The sequence below is a fragment of the Flammeovirga sp. EKP202 genome, assembly GCF_014534745.1.
GTDB lineage: Bacteria > Bacteroidota > Bacteroidia > Cytophagales > Flammeovirgaceae > Flammeovirga.
In genome coordinates, this window is sequence record NZ_JACVVP010000014.1 from 13,999 (window position 1) to 31,327 (window position 17,329).

The 17,329-nt window shown below is 34.5% G+C and carries 10 protein-coding genes; 5 read left to right on the forward strand and 5 right to left on the reverse strand.

Going from position 1 to position 17,329, the window contains the following annotated elements; translation table 11 throughout:
* The first annotated feature begins 100 nt into the window (after positions 1–100).
* The gene (locus IC221_RS10510; RefSeq protein ID WP_188168937.1) at positions 101–6,268 is read left to right on the forward strand and encodes an Ig-like domain-containing protein; all 6,168 of its coding nucleotides are present in this window, start codon (positions 101–103) and stop codon (positions 6,266–6,268) included.
* A gap of 494 nt (positions 6,269–6,762) precedes the next feature.
* On the opposite strand, the gene IC221_RS10515 is transcribed toward IC221_RS10510, so the two are convergent.
* The 5 genes from IC221_RS10515 to IC221_RS10535 all read right to left on the reverse strand — a co-directional run bounded on the left by IC221_RS10515 (position 6,763) and on the right by IC221_RS10535 (position 11,193).
* Positions 6,763–7,053, reverse strand: a complete 291-nt coding sequence (locus IC221_RS10515; RefSeq protein WP_188168938.1) for a DUF3817 domain-containing protein — start codon at positions 7,051–7,053, stop codon at positions 6,763–6,765.
* 168 nt (positions 7,054–7,221) lie between these two features.
* Positions 7,222–7,881: a hypothetical protein gene (locus tag IC221_RS10520; RefSeq protein ID WP_188168939.1), complete on the reverse strand. Its 660-nt coding sequence runs from the start codon at positions 7,879–7,881 to the stop codon at positions 7,222–7,224.
* Entirely contained in the window at positions 7,881–8,393 is a 513-nt protein-coding gene (locus tag IC221_RS10525) for an RNA polymerase sigma factor (RefSeq protein WP_188168940.1), read from the reverse strand. Before IC221_RS10525 ends, IC221_RS10520 begins: the two co-directional genes overlap by 1 nt.
* A 230-nt stretch (positions 8,394–8,623) precedes the next feature.
* Positions 8,624–9,913, reverse strand: a complete 1,290-nt coding sequence (locus IC221_RS10530) for a hypothetical protein (RefSeq protein ID WP_188168941.1) — start codon at positions 9,911–9,913, stop codon at positions 8,624–8,626.
* A gap of 239 nt (positions 9,914–10,152) precedes the next feature.
* The gene (locus tag IC221_RS10535) at positions 10,153–11,193 is read right to left on the reverse strand and encodes a hypothetical protein (RefSeq protein ID WP_188168942.1); all 1,041 of its coding nucleotides are present in this window, start codon (positions 11,191–11,193) and stop codon (positions 10,153–10,155) included.
* A gap of 321 nt (positions 11,194–11,514) precedes the next feature.
* Here IC221_RS10535 and IC221_RS10540 point away from each other — a divergent pair, with 321 nt between their 5' ends.
* From IC221_RS10540 to IC221_RS10555, 4 genes are all read left to right on the forward strand, one after another.
* A complete protein-coding gene (locus IC221_RS10540) occupies positions 11,515–12,348 on the forward strand; it encodes a Cof-type HAD-IIB family hydrolase (RefSeq protein WP_188168943.1) in 834 nt (277 codons plus the stop codon).
* Positions 12,349–12,722: 374 nt separating this feature from the next.
* Positions 12,723–13,856 carry a toxin-antitoxin system YwqK family antitoxin gene (locus tag IC221_RS10545; protein WP_188168944.1) on the forward strand — a complete coding sequence of 378 codons (1,134 nt, stop codon included), beginning with the start codon at positions 12,723–12,725 and terminating at the stop codon, positions 13,854–13,856.
* 207 nt (positions 13,857–14,063) lie between these two features.
* Positions 14,064–15,263, forward strand: a complete 1,200-nt coding sequence (locus IC221_RS10550; RefSeq protein ID WP_188168945.1) for a PQQ-binding-like beta-propeller repeat protein — start codon at positions 14,064–14,066, stop codon at positions 15,261–15,263.
* Between the two features lie 719 nt (positions 15,264–15,982).
* Positions 15,983–17,323, forward strand: coding sequence for a hypothetical protein (locus IC221_RS10555; RefSeq protein ID WP_188168946.1), 1,341 nt, complete (start codon positions 15,983–15,985; stop codon positions 17,321–17,323).
* The last annotated feature ends 6 nt before the right edge of the window (positions 17,324–17,329 follow it).

The following is a 17,329-nucleotide window of genomic DNA, read 5'->3' on the forward strand; positions in this document are numbered from 1 at the left end:
GGGGGGTATTTTTTTAGTGATTGACATATCTATTTCCCCTCTTTCAAAAACCTCTTTTCTAGAACTAAACAAGAATTATTATTTGAAATGAAATGTTATTATGAAGATTAAAACGACTTTTTTAAGAAGTGTTCTTCAATTCCTCTTTCTCTTTATTTCTATTGGAGCAATGGCTCAAAATGTACAGGTAGATGTGAACCTAAATATGGTTCATTCTGTAGAAGGAATATCAGATTTTGGAAGAGATAGACACATTACGGTTCACTCTGCAGCAACAGAAAGAGACTGGGATGGACAAGAAGACAAACTCGACTACTTTATCAATGACCTAGATGTGTATTGGGGAAGAGATAACGGTGCGGCGAGCTGGAAATTCTCTGATACGCCAGAAGATCCTAACCGTCCTAACAAACCTGATGTTTCAGCAATGAAGTTTAAAGCTGAGGAGCTAATAAACTGGTATGAAAGTAAACTGAATGCGAAACAATACGAAGGAAAAGGTTTCATGATTCAGGGAACTAATCCTCATCCCACTTACCCGACTTTAGACTGGGGAGAAAGAGGTAAAACGTGGCACGGTTGGCAACCTTTGGAAGTGGAAACTTCTGCAGAATGGGTGACGGAATACCTAGACCACTATTTTGCGAAATCTCCAGGAGAAAAAGGAGAGCCATTACCAGATTATTGGGAAGTAATTAACGAACCTGATATGGAGATGATGGTCGGCGGAAAAAGCTGGATCTATGCAAGTAGCCAAGAGAAGCTATGGGAATACCATAACCTCGTAGCAGAAGGTGTGAAAAATCGTTTAGGCGATAAAGCACCGAAGATTGGTGGTATGACTTGGGGTATGCACGATTTCTATTGGAAAGATGGGATCAATAGAGTAGCAGACAATCAATATGAACAATGGTTCTCTGATGATCTAATGCCTTATTTACAAGAAATGACAGCTTCAACTGTAAACGATACTAGAACAAAAGATTGGTATCAATGGGATGTGATGTGGCAGGGCTTTATTGATAATTGTGGTGATAACATGGATTTCTATGGTATCCATATTTATGATTGGTCAGTAGGTGAAAGAGGCAAAGGCGTGATCCGTACAGGTGGTCATGTAGAAGCCATGTTAGACATGTTGGAATGGTATGATATCCATAAATTCGGCAAGAAAAAAGACATTGTTTTATCTGAATTTGGTGCAGTTTCAAGCTGGATCAACAACCAAGAAATGGAAAGAAAAGCATGGGAGAATTTACGTCCTTTCAATGGCATGTTTATGCAATTTTTGGAGCGCCCTTCTCAAGTGGTTTATTCTATGCCTTTCGCCCCTGTAAAAGCAGAATGGGGAGACGTAAGAGATGCCAACGGCAATGTAACAACAAGATACGGTTCTGTATTAATGGACAGAGTAGATCCAAACTGTACGGCTTATGATGCTTCTTGTGAGTGGGTTTGGACTGACTTTGTAAAATGGTATGAACTATGGAGAGATGTGGATGGAACTCGTATCGATACCAAAGCAACAGATAGAGATATTCAAGTAGATGCTTATGTCGACAATAATAAAGTATACCTTATCGTCAACAACTTACAGTTTGATGAAGCAACTGTTGATTTAAATATTTTTGATACGGAGGCTACAAAAGTACAGTATGTCGATAAGAGATACATGTATTATGATGAAAATAAGGGAACAACAGGTGGAGTATCTTTAGATGAAACACGATTAAATACCGCTCCTGGCTCAATGACAATTTCTGGTGGTGGAACAGTGATTCTAGTGTACAATTTTGAAAAAGATGTAGTACTGGATCAAACATCAATTGAAGAGAAATACATGAGTGTGGCACTCAATAACGAGACGACAGCAATTGGTGGTTTATTATTTAGAAAGGAAGTACCGGGCCGTACACCAATGACCACTCAAATCAACAATGTAGTAGTTCCAAGCCAAGGTGAAGCAACGTTAAGATTCTCGGGTAAATTCCCTGAAAATGCGATGGTTCCAGCTTATATTACCGTGAATGGAAATGATTTAGAGTATACGACAGATTGGAGAGGAGAGTACGAGGATTCAAGAAACTTTTGGTTTGGTACCATGGAAGTAGATGTTCCATTAGAGTATTTACAAGAAAGCAATGAAGTGACGATCGAAATCCGTGGAAATAAAGTAACCTATACTACGGTTTCTCTTCAAGTATTTGATATGTCTGCAACACCTGCCCGTTCTTCAAATTCATCCAACTTGATTGCTTTAACGGATATTTCTATCACCAACGAAGCCTTTGATTTGATGAATGGAAAGACAGAAGCGTTGGAAGTGGCCTTCACTCCTGAAAATGCAACCAATAAAAAGATCACTTGGACATCATCAGATGATACTAAAATCGCAGTGGATGAGTTTGGAATGCTAACGTCTAATGCAGATGCTGGAGAGGTGACGATTACTGCAACTGCAGAAGATGATGCGATTGTCAAATCTGTTGTAGTGACTGCAGTTCCATATGCATCAACTCCAATTACTGAAGTTTCTATTGCACAAGGAGCAACATTCGAAACCGAAGTAAATATCACGACGCCATTATCAGTCAATGTCCTTCCTGAAGCGGCTGAGAATTATGAAGTGGTGTGGTCAAGTTCTAATGAAAACGCTGTAAAAGTAGATGCTTTTACGGGAAAAATTCAAGGGTTAACCATTGGCGGTACAGCAAAAATAACGGCAACTGTTGTCGATACAGAAAATGGAGGTACAGTATTTACGGATGATATTGATGTCTCAGTAATGATCAGTGGTACAGAAGAGGTGTATTGTTTTGATTACGACGAAGCTTTAATCGGTAATGATGTTTACACATTTGATATTGGTGTAAATGCTTTGTCGAATAGAACTGTTAAGGCTGAATTACTAAAAGGAACAACCGTTTTAGGTGATGCCGAAGAGACGTTGACAAAAAATGGAGAGCAGTATTTCCCAATCACAATTCAGTTAGATCAATTGGCTGAAATAGGAACAGACTATTCTTTAAAGTTGTCTTTATTGGATGGAAACTCCACGTTGTCTACTTGCGAAAGCATGTTGTCTATTGCAGCTCCAATTTTACCTACTTCAATCACAGTAAAAGATGGTTTAAGAACAGTTCAAGTGGGAGGTACATTAACGATTGAAACGGATGTAATTCCAGAAAGTGCGTTTGATAAATCAGTGAACTGGGAAATCGTTTCTGGTGCTGATGTCATCTCAATTGAAAATGGTGTGATTACAGGGTTAAAGGCAGGAACAGCAGAGATCAAAGGGGTAGCCAATGCTGATAATTCAGTAGAAACTTCAAATCTTACCATCACTTGTCAGGCGGAAGCTGTAGTCGTTCTTCCTACAGAAATTCTTTTAGCGAAGCGAACAGCAGTATTCCCTAACAGTACTTTACCAATGGAAATTGTTGGGTTTATTCCTGATTATACCAATGCCAAAGAAGTCAACTGGACAGCGAGTAGTAATCTTGTGAGTATTGATGAAAACGGAGTTGTTACAGCTGGGAATACTGAAGGCAAAGTGACAATTACTGCCACTTCAAAAGAAGCACCTTCTGTATCAGCATCTTTAGAATTGACGGTAGGGAATGTACTCTATATTGAGGCAGAGGATTTCGATGAGAAATTTGGAGATGAATTAGGCATTTATGAACCATCAGCCGGAGTGAAAGGTATTAACGCAGTAAAAACAGGAAACTATGTGGTGTATCACATCTACTTCCCTGCTGAAGGAGATTATTCAGCAACTTTCTTTGCTGGAACAGCTTCTGCTGATTCAAAGCTCGATTTATATGTAGATAGTCAGTTACAAGGAGGGACAGCAATCAACAATAATGGTTGGGATAACTTCGAACCGTATGAATTGGCTGAGACAATTTCAATTGCTTCTGCAGGCGTTCATGAAGTAGGGGTTGTTGCATCTGGTACAACTCCATACCAATGGAACTTGGAGCACTTTGAGTTTTTGTTTAATGGAGATGTATCTTGTGAAAATTTAACGTCCATTTCCTTATCAGAAAGTATTGCTTTAACGACTTGTCAAACATCACAGGTCACATTTACCAAAATACCTCTAACGGCTTGCGATCCAAATCAAGTGCAATGGTCAATTGATGATGAAAGTGTAGCGACTATTGATGAAAACGGACTTTTAGTCAGTGTATCGGCTGGGACTACCACGCTACGTTTAACCACTGAATTAGGAGAAGTGACCTCTCAAGTAACGATTGCAGAAGCTTCTGCACCTACATCGATTACTATTCTACCTTCAAATAGAACGATTGCAGAGGGCGTAACGCTCCAACTAAGTGCGGAAGTTTTACCAGAAGGGATTTGTAATGCAAATGTGATCTGGAATTCTTCAAATGATGCTTTTGCTACCGTAGGTGCTACAGGACTATTAGAGGTGAAAACAGGTTCAGCAGGACAAAATGTTGAAATAACAGCTACTTCTGAAGTGGATGACACTATTATTGGTATGGCTACATTTACCATTACTCCACCTTCTCAGGATATTGTCATCGAGGCAGAAGATTTTGATAGAACAGGAGGAACTTTTGATGATGGAAAAGTACCTTTCGGGGTAAATAAAGCAGAAGGAGTCGGAATCAATTGGGTGAATTCAGGAGACTATGTAGAATTTGATATTCAACTTGAAGCAGGAAGTTATGAAGTGAAATATTTGATTTCATCTCCTAATGATAACGCCGAAGTGACTATTACTTTAAATGAGCAATCTATTGTTACAACAGTACCAAATAATGGTTCATGGGATGCCTATCAAGAGTTAAAAGCGGATGGTAGTATCGAAATTACAAATACAGGAAGTTATGTATTAAAAGTCCTTGCTTCTGGGACGCAACAATGGCAATGGAATTTGGATAAGATCATTTTAATGAAAACAGCAATTGCTGCTGACCCATGCGTAGTTTCAAACCTAACGATCACCGACGAAGATCAAACGTTAGATATTGATGCTACTTTTAATGTGACAGCAACAGTTGATTATACAGGAGAATGTTCAGGTGAGATTACTTGGTCATCATCAGATGAAAGTGTAGTAACCGTAGATAGTGAAGGAAAGGTAACCGCCATAGGTTCAGGTAGTGCAAATGTTGTAGCGACTTCATCTGAAGGAGATTTCACGGATACGGTTGTATTTACAGTAAATCAACCTGCAGTAGATCTATGTGTTGTATCTAGTGTAACGATCACCGCTGAAGATCAAACGTTAGATATTGATGCTATCTTTAATGTAACAGCAACAGTAGATTATACCGGAGAATGTTCAGGAGAAATCACATGGTCATCGTCAGATGAAAATGTAGTTACAGTAGATAATACTGGCTTGGTGACAGCAGTAGGATCAGGGAATGCAGAGGTAATAGCAAGTTCAGGAGAAAGTGATTTGACGGATAAAATTGTATTTACGGTCAATGCACCAGCCCCAATTCCTTGTGTTGTAACTAGTGTAACAATTACCGATTCAGATCAAACGTTGGATGTTGACGGTACATTTACAGTCAATGCAACCGTTGATTATACCGGAGAATGTTCAGGAGAAATCACATGGTCATCATCAGATGAAAATGTAGTTACTGTAGATAATACTGGCTTGGTGACAGCAGTAGGATCAGGAAATGCAGAGGTAATCGCAAGTTCGAGTGAAAGTGATTTGACAGATAAAATTGTATTTACGGTCAATCCAATAATAGAAGAAATATTGGTGACAGGAGTAAGTTTATCTGAATCAAAAGTGGGTTTAATCGTTGGTGGAACACATCAATTATCAGCGACAATTACTCCAGAAAATGCCAGTAACTTGGATCATAGTTGGACCACATCAGATGATCAAGTAGTAACTGTTGATGAATTAGGAATGATTACAGCAATATCTCCAGGTACGGCAACTGTTACTGTAACAACGGCAGATGGTGGTTTTATAGCATCAACAGAAGTAACTATAGAAGCTACTATTCTATCATTAACGGACAATTTGAAAGATAAAATATCAGTTTATCCAGTACCAGCGGATGACTTTATTCAATTCAATAACTTACCAAATGGTCGCTATGAGATTAAAATAAGTGATACAAATGGTAAAGTATTAATTTCTGAAGAATTGAATTACCAATCAGGTGATTTATTGGATGTGAGTGAATTGCCAGCTGGAATTTATATCGTGAATATTCAGAGTAATACTATTCTTGAACATATAAAAATTCAGATCAAGTAATCTAAAGAATAATGAATAGAGTGACTAGGTGTTTCTTGCACCATATTTAAAAACTATGGGTAGGTGATAAAGTGATCTCATCAAGACTAAAGTGTTGATGGTTTCAATATCACTTGCCCATGACTTCATTCATAGTTCACGTTTTTTTTGTGCTTCATCAAAAGTATAAATAGAAGAATATTATGATATTTTGTTTGATTCAGAAATACAATTGAAAGGAAACCGACCCTCTTTTTTTAGAGTGAAATCAAATAATTGAATAATATCTTCACCAAAAAAAGTAATCCGATAAAATCATCATTTAAGATGTGTTTTATCGGATTATTTTAGTTTTACATCGCTAAATGTAATTAGAAATCAGGAGATTTCTGATGATCTGTAAGGCACGAATGGCACTGACGTTTAACATTCATACCAGTAGACATTCTGTCCAATTAGCTTGGAAGTAGTACCTTGAAAACTTGTAGGAATATCAATGAATAGCTGACGAATGCTTATTTATCAAATTCCTTAAATATCTTTTTATCTGCCACAAAAGTTCCAAATGGAATTAATGAAGCCAAAAATGCCCAAACACTATTCTTAAAACCCCACTTAATGGTGATGTGAATATATAAGACAAGAGCTATATATAGGATAAATAAAACTCCATGACCCATTCCTATAATTTGATTTGGTTCATGTATCTCTGCAATGTATTTCAAAGGCATTGAAACAAATAGAATTAATAGGAAAGAAATCCCTTCTAGAAGAGCTATAAAACGAAATAATTTTATTCCTGACATTTTTTCTAGTGATTAAGTTTGTTGTTGTATTTGCTCCAAATTTACCAATTATTTTATTACTACTGATCATTAAAATTGATTGTCGGTATTACTTGTTGTTAGTGATACCTAACGGGTGATCACTAACAAAAGTGATGGGACGATTAATCATGGAATACTACAAATGAATTACTTCTCAAATTCTTCGATGTTGTTGATAGCTTCTAAAGCTTTCATTGTTTTTGTTCCTGTAAATAATTTTATGGTTTTCCTTACCCATTTTATATGTAAATTTTTGTAAGATAATTTATTGAAAATCCACAATAGGGGTATAATCAAAAGGAAGTTGAAGATTAAATATCTTTGCACAAAATCGAGGTCCAAATGAGGGAATAAATCAAACCCAAGAAATAGGTCAATCCCAACAATTGCATAAGCCCACCAAACGGGTGCTGAAAGAAAAACCAATTTCATAAATAACAACCCATGTGCGTTGACAAGCTCTATCTTTTTCCTTATTTCCACAATTGGTTTTGAGAAATCAATTTTTTGTAATAATACAACCTGCCCTATACTTCCAATCAAAGCAACCAAAGTAAACAAATGGACAATAATACCGCTAATTACTAAATGTGTTTGCCCCCAATTATTGGCAATATACCAGCCTGAAAAAAGCACCAAAAGGCTAAAGGATATCACTTCAATAATTCTAGATCGAATAATTTTATTTCTACTTTTTTGAGGTTTATCCATTTGTAATTCATCTACAGCCGAATCATTGACCTGAAGCACTTTATCTAACTTTGAATCATATGCTTCCATTATTTTTTTTAATTCTATATCTTCCATTATCTATTATTTTTTTGAAATTCCTTCTTTAATTTTAATTTGAGTCTACTGATTTTTGTAGAAACATTTGTTTTTGAGATCCCTAAAATTTCCGCAATCTCTTCGTAAGATTTCTCTTCTAGGTACAACAACATCAGTGCTTTATTTAACTCATCTAAATCATTGATGAACTTTTGTAATAACTTAATATTGTGATCTAATTCTGTCTCGTCTTCCTTATCGTCTACGACACTGTAAATTGATTCTACACTAGAAAAATCATTATTGGTAAACCATTTCTTTTCTTTCCTGTAAAACGAAATAGCGACATTAAGTGCAATCCGATATATCCAAGTTGAGTATTTATATTCAGGATTATATTTATCGAATGCATTCCATAACTGAATAATAATTTCCTGCTCTAAATCTTTGCGATCTTCAACATCCTTACAATATGAATTCACTATTTTATAAATAATTTTCTTGTGTGAATTTATCGTCGAGATGAATTTATTTTTTCTGTTTGCCTCCATTCAATGTTCTTTATGTGAATGTAAATTTTATTGTATCCATTATCTTAATGTTTACCTTATTATTCGCAGACATTTCTAAAAGTCACACTTTTCTCGATTTTTTTTGGAAGAAATATTTTTTGGATCTTCTTAGAAGATAATAACTGAGGAATAAGAGAAATAAAAAACTCCAACCTTAAAGTACATAATACTCTAAAGTTGAAGTTCGATGTCTGATGACTTAATCTACCTTATTTCTTCATGTTAGAAGTAGCGATCTGACCAGCAATAATCGTAGAAAGTAAATCACCTCCTTTGCTACCACCTTGACCAGAAAAATACTGCTCCGGCAATTTGATTTTACTGATATTGGCCCATTTTACAGAGTCCTTACGGTATTCCCAAAGTGACTTTTGCTCAGGTGTTAATCCAGAAGATACCAATTGTTTGTTGGCATAAGCCTTTGTTTCAGCCATAATCTTTTCTGTTTTTGCTTCTAATTGAGCAGTTTCATATTTTATTTTGGCTAATTTCTTATTGGTTTCCTCTTGTTTTAATTGCGTTTCGATAGCAATCAAACTAGAGACTTGCTCTTTCTCTCTTTTTACTCTTTCCTCGGCTTTATCTCTTTCTCCTTCCGCTAAAATTCTTGATTGGGCAGCCTTTGCCGTTTCAATTCTTTGAATCTCCAACTGACGTTTGGCCGATTCATCTCTTTGAGATTCTAACCTCTTTTTGAATGAAGATTCCATATCGATGGAAGGTAAAACGACTTGAGAAATTAGAATGTGGTTTTCAGAAATCTCATTTGGTATTCTTTTAAACCTACCTTGCTCATCTGCCACTTTTTCAACAAGATATTTCTTGCGAATTTCTTTGATTCCTCTGACATCTTTTTGAATTGATTGATCAAATAAAGTATCAGCGGTTTCAATTTTTCGAACTTCATACGAGCCATCTTTCAATTGCTCTTCAAAAGTTTGACGGAAGGATTGAGCATCACCAGAAATATAATCTTGTGCAGCATACATATATGCAGTGTTGACCAATTGTTCTCTAATTGTTGGAATTAAGGTCATTGCAACAAGGTTTTCTTGTGATCTGAATTTTACGGCTACATCAATAAAAGCCTCATCAGTATTAGGCATTTGAACCCTAACCGATGGATATCCTAGTGCCGTTACTTGGTCAATAAAACGAATATTGACAGGCTTCATCGATGAGTTGTCATCATCATCTACATCTTCTGTAGTGATGTCGATATACTTGCTCCAAGGTTGTACTTTGCCGAACCATGTAAAATGATAACCTTCACTCATGATGGCAGCTTTTTGACCGTTAGGGTAAGTGACAAAATACTGATATCCAGGTTCAGCCCACATAATTGCATTGGATAAAACAATTGAGAAAATGGCAAAAGCGAAAGAGAGCATACCAAATTTAGGTTTTAGGAAAGTGAAATTTTCCTGAAGTTTTGGGAATAATGATAATACACTAAACACAATACATACAAAGACGATAACATAGAATAACAGAGTCATAATTATAAATTAATAGTTGCTGTTTTATTGGATAACATTTACAAATAGATAAACGTATTACGTTAGGTAAAGGATGTTGTTTTAAGAATCTTTAGCTCAGTGTTAAGGAATTGATATTTTAGGGTAGGTTTTATCTTCAAATTCAGAGGTTCTTTTTTATGTGTAAGGAGGTCGCTCTTGTTGATAACTAAAAACTCCCGAATAACATTGAGGCATTCGGGAGTTCTTTACGGTATAATCTATTTTACCAAACTTTTCTTATTCATCTTTGCTAAACTATTAATGAATTTTTTCAGATGCTTTTCTTTAAGGTGTGTTCTTGTATACATCTTTGGTACTATTACGTCTTGGTAAACTACCTTGCCTGTTTTAGCTGATGTTACACAAAACATCTTTTCGGGAGTATATTGTTTAATGTATGTCATGTAGTAAATATCTTTCCCTTCAAGAATGAGTGCTTCAATATCTTTTTTCTTGACTATCTTATATTCGTAAGGGTAATTTTTTAAGAGTTGACCAATTTTTTTTGTTTTATACATTTTTTCATTGTTCACCCCTACAAATTCATCTACATAAAGCACGGTATTTTTGAGATTGACAATATCCTTATTCACTATAGATAAATCCTTTAAGCTTCTTCTGTATAAATTATAATTTTCTAAAGCTAAATTCAGTTGTTGTGCTTGGTTTTTAAAATGTCCTAATGAAAAATTCACCATGCATTTTTGGGTGTACAAAGTATTTAAAATATTCTTATTGGCTAATCTGGAAGGGTTTTCTAATCCCACAAATATTTTAAGCCACATTTTTGAATTTGTATCATAAAGAACATTTATCTTGGTAGAATAAGAGTCTTTTCTAGCATATTTTTGATGAATTCTAATATACTTTTCGGCAAATTTTTCATCAAAAGTATGTAAAGCAAAATACGTATAAAACCATTCGTGTACCGCACTATTATCATATTTTACTTTTAATGATTCACGAACCAAATGATATACAAGGTATTCTGGAGTACCGTATTTGATAGGATCATAACTTGAAGCAGGTATAACTTTAAATTCATTGAATGTCCATACTTCTTTTAGAATATGATAGTAATGGTGTTCATCATAAATTGAAGGGAGAACAAAAATTGTAGTTCTATTTTTTAGTTCATCTATTTCTAGTTGATATCTTTTCATATCACTAGGTTTTTTGATGTTTGGTAAAAACTGAGCTTGGCTTGTTGTAACTCTTGCTAAAGAGAATAATACAAGTAGTAGCAAAAAAAGTTTCATAGTTGAAGTGAGAATTGGTTTAAAAAAATGAATTGTAACAATAGTTCAAAAAGAGCTGATTCATTTGAATCAGTTCTTAACAAAGTTATTAAAGACTTTTTAAAAGCAAAAGGTAATTTAGTTTACAATGTAGCAAATACCTATTTGGTTTTGTATTTAGCGTATATATGTTATTCTCGTTGTAAAATCTTTTACCATAAACCACCTAACAGAAGTAAACATTAATAACTAACCTTATAATCCATTAACATCAGTTTTGAGAATAATATAGTAACTATGTGATCTAATTTAAATCGTGTGTTTCGAATCAACTAAATCTAAATGAACTTAGGCTATAAAATGCTAGTCCTTGATATGGACGATACATTATTAACGGATGATCATATCATATCTGAAAGGAACAAAGAAATGCTGCTAAAAGCACAAGATGAAGGGGTAAAAGTGGTATTGGCCTCTGGTAGACCTACTCCTGCAATGCTCTCTTACGCGAGAGAATTAGAGTTGGATCGCTATGGCTCATACATCATCTCTTACAATGGTGGAGCATTGATCGATATGGTAGATGAAAGTGTCATTTACTCTCAAAGCTTATCGGTCCAAAATATTCATGACTTATATGATTTTGCTTCAAAGAATAACGTAGATATCATCACCTACTCTTCTGATAGTATTTACAGTGCGTCTCATTCTGAATATATTCAGGTGGAAATTGACCTTACTAAAATGGATTTTGAGAAGGTGACGGATTTTAAAGAAGCAGTAGATTTTGAAGGCGTAAAGTGTATTATGCTGGAGGATCCTTCCAAACTTCAAGAAGTCAAACCATTATTAGAAAAAGCATTTCCTGAATTAAGCATTTCTTTCTCAAAACCGTTCTTCTTAGAAGTAACACAAACGGGTATTGATAAAGCGGCTACTTTGGCAATGTTAGCAGAGACAACAGGGATCAAAAGAGAACAAATTATTGCAGTAGGAAATGCCGGTAATGACCTCTCTATGGTAGAATATGCAGGTTTAGGTGTTTGGGTAGACAATGTTACCCCCGAACTTAGATCTAAAGCAGATGTTATTGTCGCTTCTAATAATGATGACGGAGTTGCCGAAGTGGTAGAGAAATTTATCCTGAAGACAGAAATGAATTTGGAGGTTGTATAATCTTCTTTAATCATTAATACAATGATTTGGTGCATCAGGGTGAAGGTGTAACCAATGGAAGATAGCTCTTGTAGTTTGGTAGTTCTACCCCGGCCTTGAAGGGATAAGCGTAATGAATTTCATGTATTGAGCCTTAAAAAATGATTTTGCTGTTTGAACTTTAGCAAGTTTAAAATCATTAAGGTGAGAGGAATGGAACTTAGCTTTTGTCTTCAAGGCCTTGACTTTTTATTTCGAAGAACGTTTTACGTAAATATCCCTAGAAGTTTTTATTATAAACTCACGACCCAAATACTATTTTATACGACCGTCTATTTTTTTATTGCAATGAAAACTATAATTTAAAAGCTCAATCTCCCATTTTATATTTCAATATGCGTTTTCAAAATAAAATACACATCCTGCTTTTCTTTTTTACCACCTCTTTACCTTCAATACTTCATGGGCAAGTCGTAAAAGATAGTCTAGTGGAACAGGTGAATTATGCGAGTAGTAAATTAGTTAAATCCAAAGGGGCACTTCTGAATGGTGAGAAGCATGGAGAGTGGAAATACTACTTCAAATCCATCAAAGACAATCATCTTATTTATAGGATTGAAACCTATGATAAAGGTATAAAGCATGGAGACTTTAAAAAGTTTACCAATGAAGGTGTCATTATTTCTGAAAAGAAGTATGCTAATGGGAAGTTATCTGGTGAGCATAAAAAGTATTACGATGATGGTACTTTAAGCTATTTGAGAAACTATAAAGAAGGCCTTCCTGAAGGAACAAGTTATTATTACTTCGAAAATGGAAAAATTGAGGAGGTTGCTCATTTTGAAAATGGAAAATTGGAAGGTGAATATATAAAGTATTACGATGATGGTACCGTCAAAGAAAAGATTCATTACCTCAATGGACTGAAAGATGGGAAGTACTTTTATTACAATAAAAACAACCAACTATTCGTAGAGCGTGAATACAAAGAAGGGAAAAGAAGGGGAGATGAATTGACCTATTATAATAATGGTCAGTTACAGGAAAAAGTACGCTACGAAGACCAAAAAAAAGTAGGGAAGTATGAGGCTTTTCATGAGAATGGAAAAGTAAAAACATTGTGCTTTTATGTAGATGGAAAAAGAGAGGGGCAATATCAGTCTTTTTATGATAGTGGTTTCAAGGAAGTAGAATGCTTCTATAAAGATGGACGTGTTGAAGGGCAATATTTAGAATTTTTAGAAGAACAAAAAGACAAAATATACAGCAAGAAATTTTTTAAAAATGGATTACTTGAGGGAGAGGAAATCTTTTATTTTGAAAATACTGATACATTAGAAACACTTATAACTTATGCACAAGGAACAAGAGAGGGTGATAGTAAAAAGTGGTATCCATCAGGTCAATTAAAAATTCATCGAATCTATAAAAACGATAAGCTTATTTATCATGCATCGTATACAGAAGACGGAGTATTGATCAAAGAAGGAAGACTTAATGAGGAGACCAATAAAATGATTTTTAATTAATGAAATAAAGCATTTTATTCCATATATTTTTATTACTGAACTTTCTTAGCTTTTTGCTTCACAACATTAACTTTTTGGCGTGTTTGGGAAGTAGAAGAGAGAAAGCTTGCAGAAATATCGTTTGATAGTTCACAATTCACTAAATTACCCACACAACACAACTACTACGACTTTTAAATAAATACTTCAGTAATAAATAATAAGCAAATGAACAAAATTTGTAAACTACTACTACTTACTCTTTTGTCCTCTTCTCTCTATGGACAAAATGCTTTGGTATGGGATTTTAAAACCAAAGGAGGAGTATATTCCTCTCCTGTGATTGATGACAATACTCTTTACATAGGAAGTAATGATTCTTGTCTGTATGCTTTGGATAAAGCAAATGGTCAATTGAAATGGAAATTTAAAACCAAAGGAGAAATCAAATCCCGACCACTTCTCTATGCAAACAACGTCATCTTTAATAGTACAGATGGATGGATCTATGCTCTTAATAGCAAGAGTGCAGAAGTACAGTGGCAATTCAAAACCGAAGGTGAACAACGTAAAGATATTTGGGATTATTTTCTATCCTCTCCCATTATTGATAATGGAAGAGTAATAGTTGGGAGTGGTGACGGACATATTTATGTTATCGATTCACAAAGTGGAAAGTTGATCTGGAAATATAAAACAAATGGTATTGTGCATGCTACTCCATTGGTTCATCAAAATAAAGTTTTAATCGGAAGTTTTGACGGCTATTTTTATGCACTTGATGCTGAAAATGGTAGCTTGATTTGGAAGTTTAAAACTGTTGGTGATGCATATTTCCCTATTGGAGAAATTCAAAAAGGAGCAGCTTTATATAATAATACGGTCATCTTTGGCAGCAGAGACTATAATATTTACGCTTTAAATGCTGAGACAGGAAGAGGTGTTTGGAACAGGAAAGAAACAGGAAGTTGGGTGATTGCAACTCCTTTAGTGGTAGAGGATAGAATACATGTTGGTACTTCAGATTCTCATAGGTTTGGTAGCTTCTCGGCCATAGATGGTACTGAGGTAGCCTCTTACCTTTTAAACATGCGTGTTTATGGAGAAGCAATTTTGTATGAAAACAATATCTATTTTGGGTGTTTCAATGGGAAATTATACACAATTGATCAATCAAAAAGAAAACTAAAGGAGTTATTTCAGACATATGGAAGTCAAATGAACTACCATAATGTGTATAATAAAAAAGGACATTTTAAAGCAGGTTTTGAGTTGTATGGTCAAGATGTAAAAGGAGCGGAAAAGAAAATTTTAGACCTAGGGTCTATTTTGTCTACTCCAATTATTGATAACGGAACGATCTACTTTGGCGATGCTAATGGATCAATTTACGCTTTAAAACTGCATAAGAAATACATTGTAAACTAAATTATCGTCAACTTTTAATAGACCTTTCTGCAAGCATTTATAGGGTCTACTTTCAAACTTCCTTCTTCTTCATTTTTGTCTTGAAACAAAAACGAAGCAAAAAATTCAAGGCTTAGAAGTCAAAAGCTAAATTCCATTTCTCTCGCCTAAATGATTTTAAACTCGCTGCGCTCAAACAACAAAATCATTTTTAACGGCTCAATACATGGAATTCTGAACGCTTTTCCCTTCAAGGCCGAGGGAGATACTACTAAATGATGGTCTGATTACATGTTAAAAGACAAAGGTTTTATAATAATTTTCTAAAATGCAGTTCTGTAGGGACGTTGCATTGCAACGTCCTCGCGAACCACAACACACTACCATTAATCCTTCGTAAAAGGAGTAATATTAATTAACGAAAATTTAGTTTACAGTGTACTAGTATACTGTAAACTAAATTTTCGGCATTTTAGAAATGTGGACTTTCTATCCAATTCTAATGGTAGTGCCTTCAAGGTCTTGAATTGTTTGCTTCTTTTTGTTTCAAGGTAAAAACGAAGAGGAAGGAAGCTTGAAAGTAGACCCTATGAAATCTTGAAGAAAGATCAATTAAAAACAGAGACCTCTAGTTATTTATCAGAAGTCTTTGTTTTTTTTGATTATTTAATTTATTGTATTACTTAATACATCTGTATATTTGCAGCCAATCTAATTTTATTTTTTAGCTGAAAACAGAAATGACAAAATATTTACTTTTACTTCTAGTAGCAGGAGTATCGTCCTGTATCACTTCATCTCCCAACAATCTTACAAAGAGTAAGCACCTCAAAGGGGATGTATTTCAAATCATCGAGAAAAAATATTACGCGAATCTGAGTAAGGGAGGGTATTCTATAAAATATGAGGATAATTTATCTTACGATATTACGACCTATAACTCACAAAATAATAGGGTGAAGAAGGAATATATCAATCGTGAGGGAGAAGTGTTTTGGTATATCGAAGATGTGTATGATGCAAATGGTAATTTGATCTCGAAGTCTAGTTTTTTTGATCATCAACTTGAGTCAAAGTTCAAGAATAGAATAGAGGATGATAAGGTGATGGAAACAACGTATTATGGTAAAGATGGAAAAATCAGACGTACTAGTTTGAGAAAATATGAAGGAGACTCACTTTATATTGTGACAGAGTTGGATACAACTGGAGAGATACATATGATCAGTGACATTAGAAAAGAAGGAGGAAAGATCGTTTCAATGATGGATAAGTTTCCAACAGGTAAAAGAAAAAGGAGTATAAAATATGAGCTCAATAGTGCTGGAGATATTACTAAGAGAGTAGAAGAAAACTTTCAAGATGGGAAGTCGAAAGTAAATCACTTTGAATACGATTATGATCAAAAGGGGAATTGGGTAAAGAAATATCATTTTAGTCAAAACAAACAACTACTGCAGGTTTCTGTGAGAAATATAATTTATTTAGAAGATGAAAAGAAACCTATTACCCAAAATACGATTCATGGAGAGTGGTTTGTATTTGGTACAAAAGCAGATAAGTTAGTACTGAATGACGATTATACTTTCTCTTTAGGAAAAAAAGAAACTTCAGAAGTCACCGGGTCATGGTCATTGAACACGAAAAAACATCAACTCATTTTAAAACAAACCAATAAAGAAAATGAAATTGTATTTGACTGTTCTCTAAAGGGGAAAATGCTATATCTGCAAAGCAAAGATATTGAAGAACTACTACAGCTAGAAAGGAGAGCACCAATACTTGAAGGTTTTATTCAGAAAGTATCAGAAAAGGCATTTCTCAAAAAATGGAAAATTCAAGGCCGAGACAATGCATATATTGAATTTTTACCTGATAATATTTTCGCTATTTCAAGATCAGGTGAAGTAGTTGAAAAAGGGTATTGGAAATTGAATGATAACATTCTTCTTCTCAAAGAAGATGAAAAATCAAGAGAAAGGGAGTTTATTTATGATTTTAATGATAAGCACTTGAAGATATTTGATACTTCAGGTAATATTATTTTCCTTTTAGAGGAGTATAATGAAAAAATGAATTAGAATCTC

Coding starts and splice junctions, on each gene's coding strand:
- IC221_RS10525 (WP_188168940.1), bottom strand. CDS start 8,393: ATGGAGGCAAACAGAAAAAATAAATTCATCTCGACGATAAATTCACAC.
- IC221_RS10530 (WP_188168941.1), bottom strand. CDS start 9,913: ATGACTCTGTTATTCTATGTTATCGTCTTTGTATGTATTGTGTTTAGT.
- IC221_RS10550 (WP_188168945.1), top strand. CDS start 14,064: ATGAACAAAATTTGTAAACTACTACTACTTACTCTTTTGTCCTCTTCT.
- IC221_RS10535 (WP_188168942.1), bottom strand. CDS start 11,193: ATGAAACTTTTTTTGCTACTACTTGTATTATTCTCTTTAGCAAGAGTT.
- IC221_RS10555 (WP_188168946.1), top strand. CDS start 15,983: ATGACAAAATATTTACTTTTACTTCTAGTAGCAGGAGTATCGTCCTGT.
- IC221_RS10545 (WP_188168944.1), top strand. CDS start 12,723: ATGCGTTTTCAAAATAAAATACACATCCTGCTTTTCTTTTTTACCACC.
- IC221_RS10515 (WP_188168938.1), bottom strand. CDS start 7,053: ATGTCAGGAATAAAATTATTTCGTTTTATAGCTCTTCTAGAAGGGATT.
- IC221_RS10520 (WP_188168939.1), bottom strand. CDS start 7,881: ATGGAAGATATAGAATTAAAAAAAATAATGGAAGCATATGATTCAAAG.
- IC221_RS10510 (WP_188168937.1), top strand. CDS start 101: ATGAAGATTAAAACGACTTTTTTAAGAAGTGTTCTTCAATTCCTCTTT.
- IC221_RS10540 (WP_188168943.1), top strand. CDS start 11,515: ATGAACTTAGGCTATAAAATGCTAGTCCTTGATATGGACGATACATTA.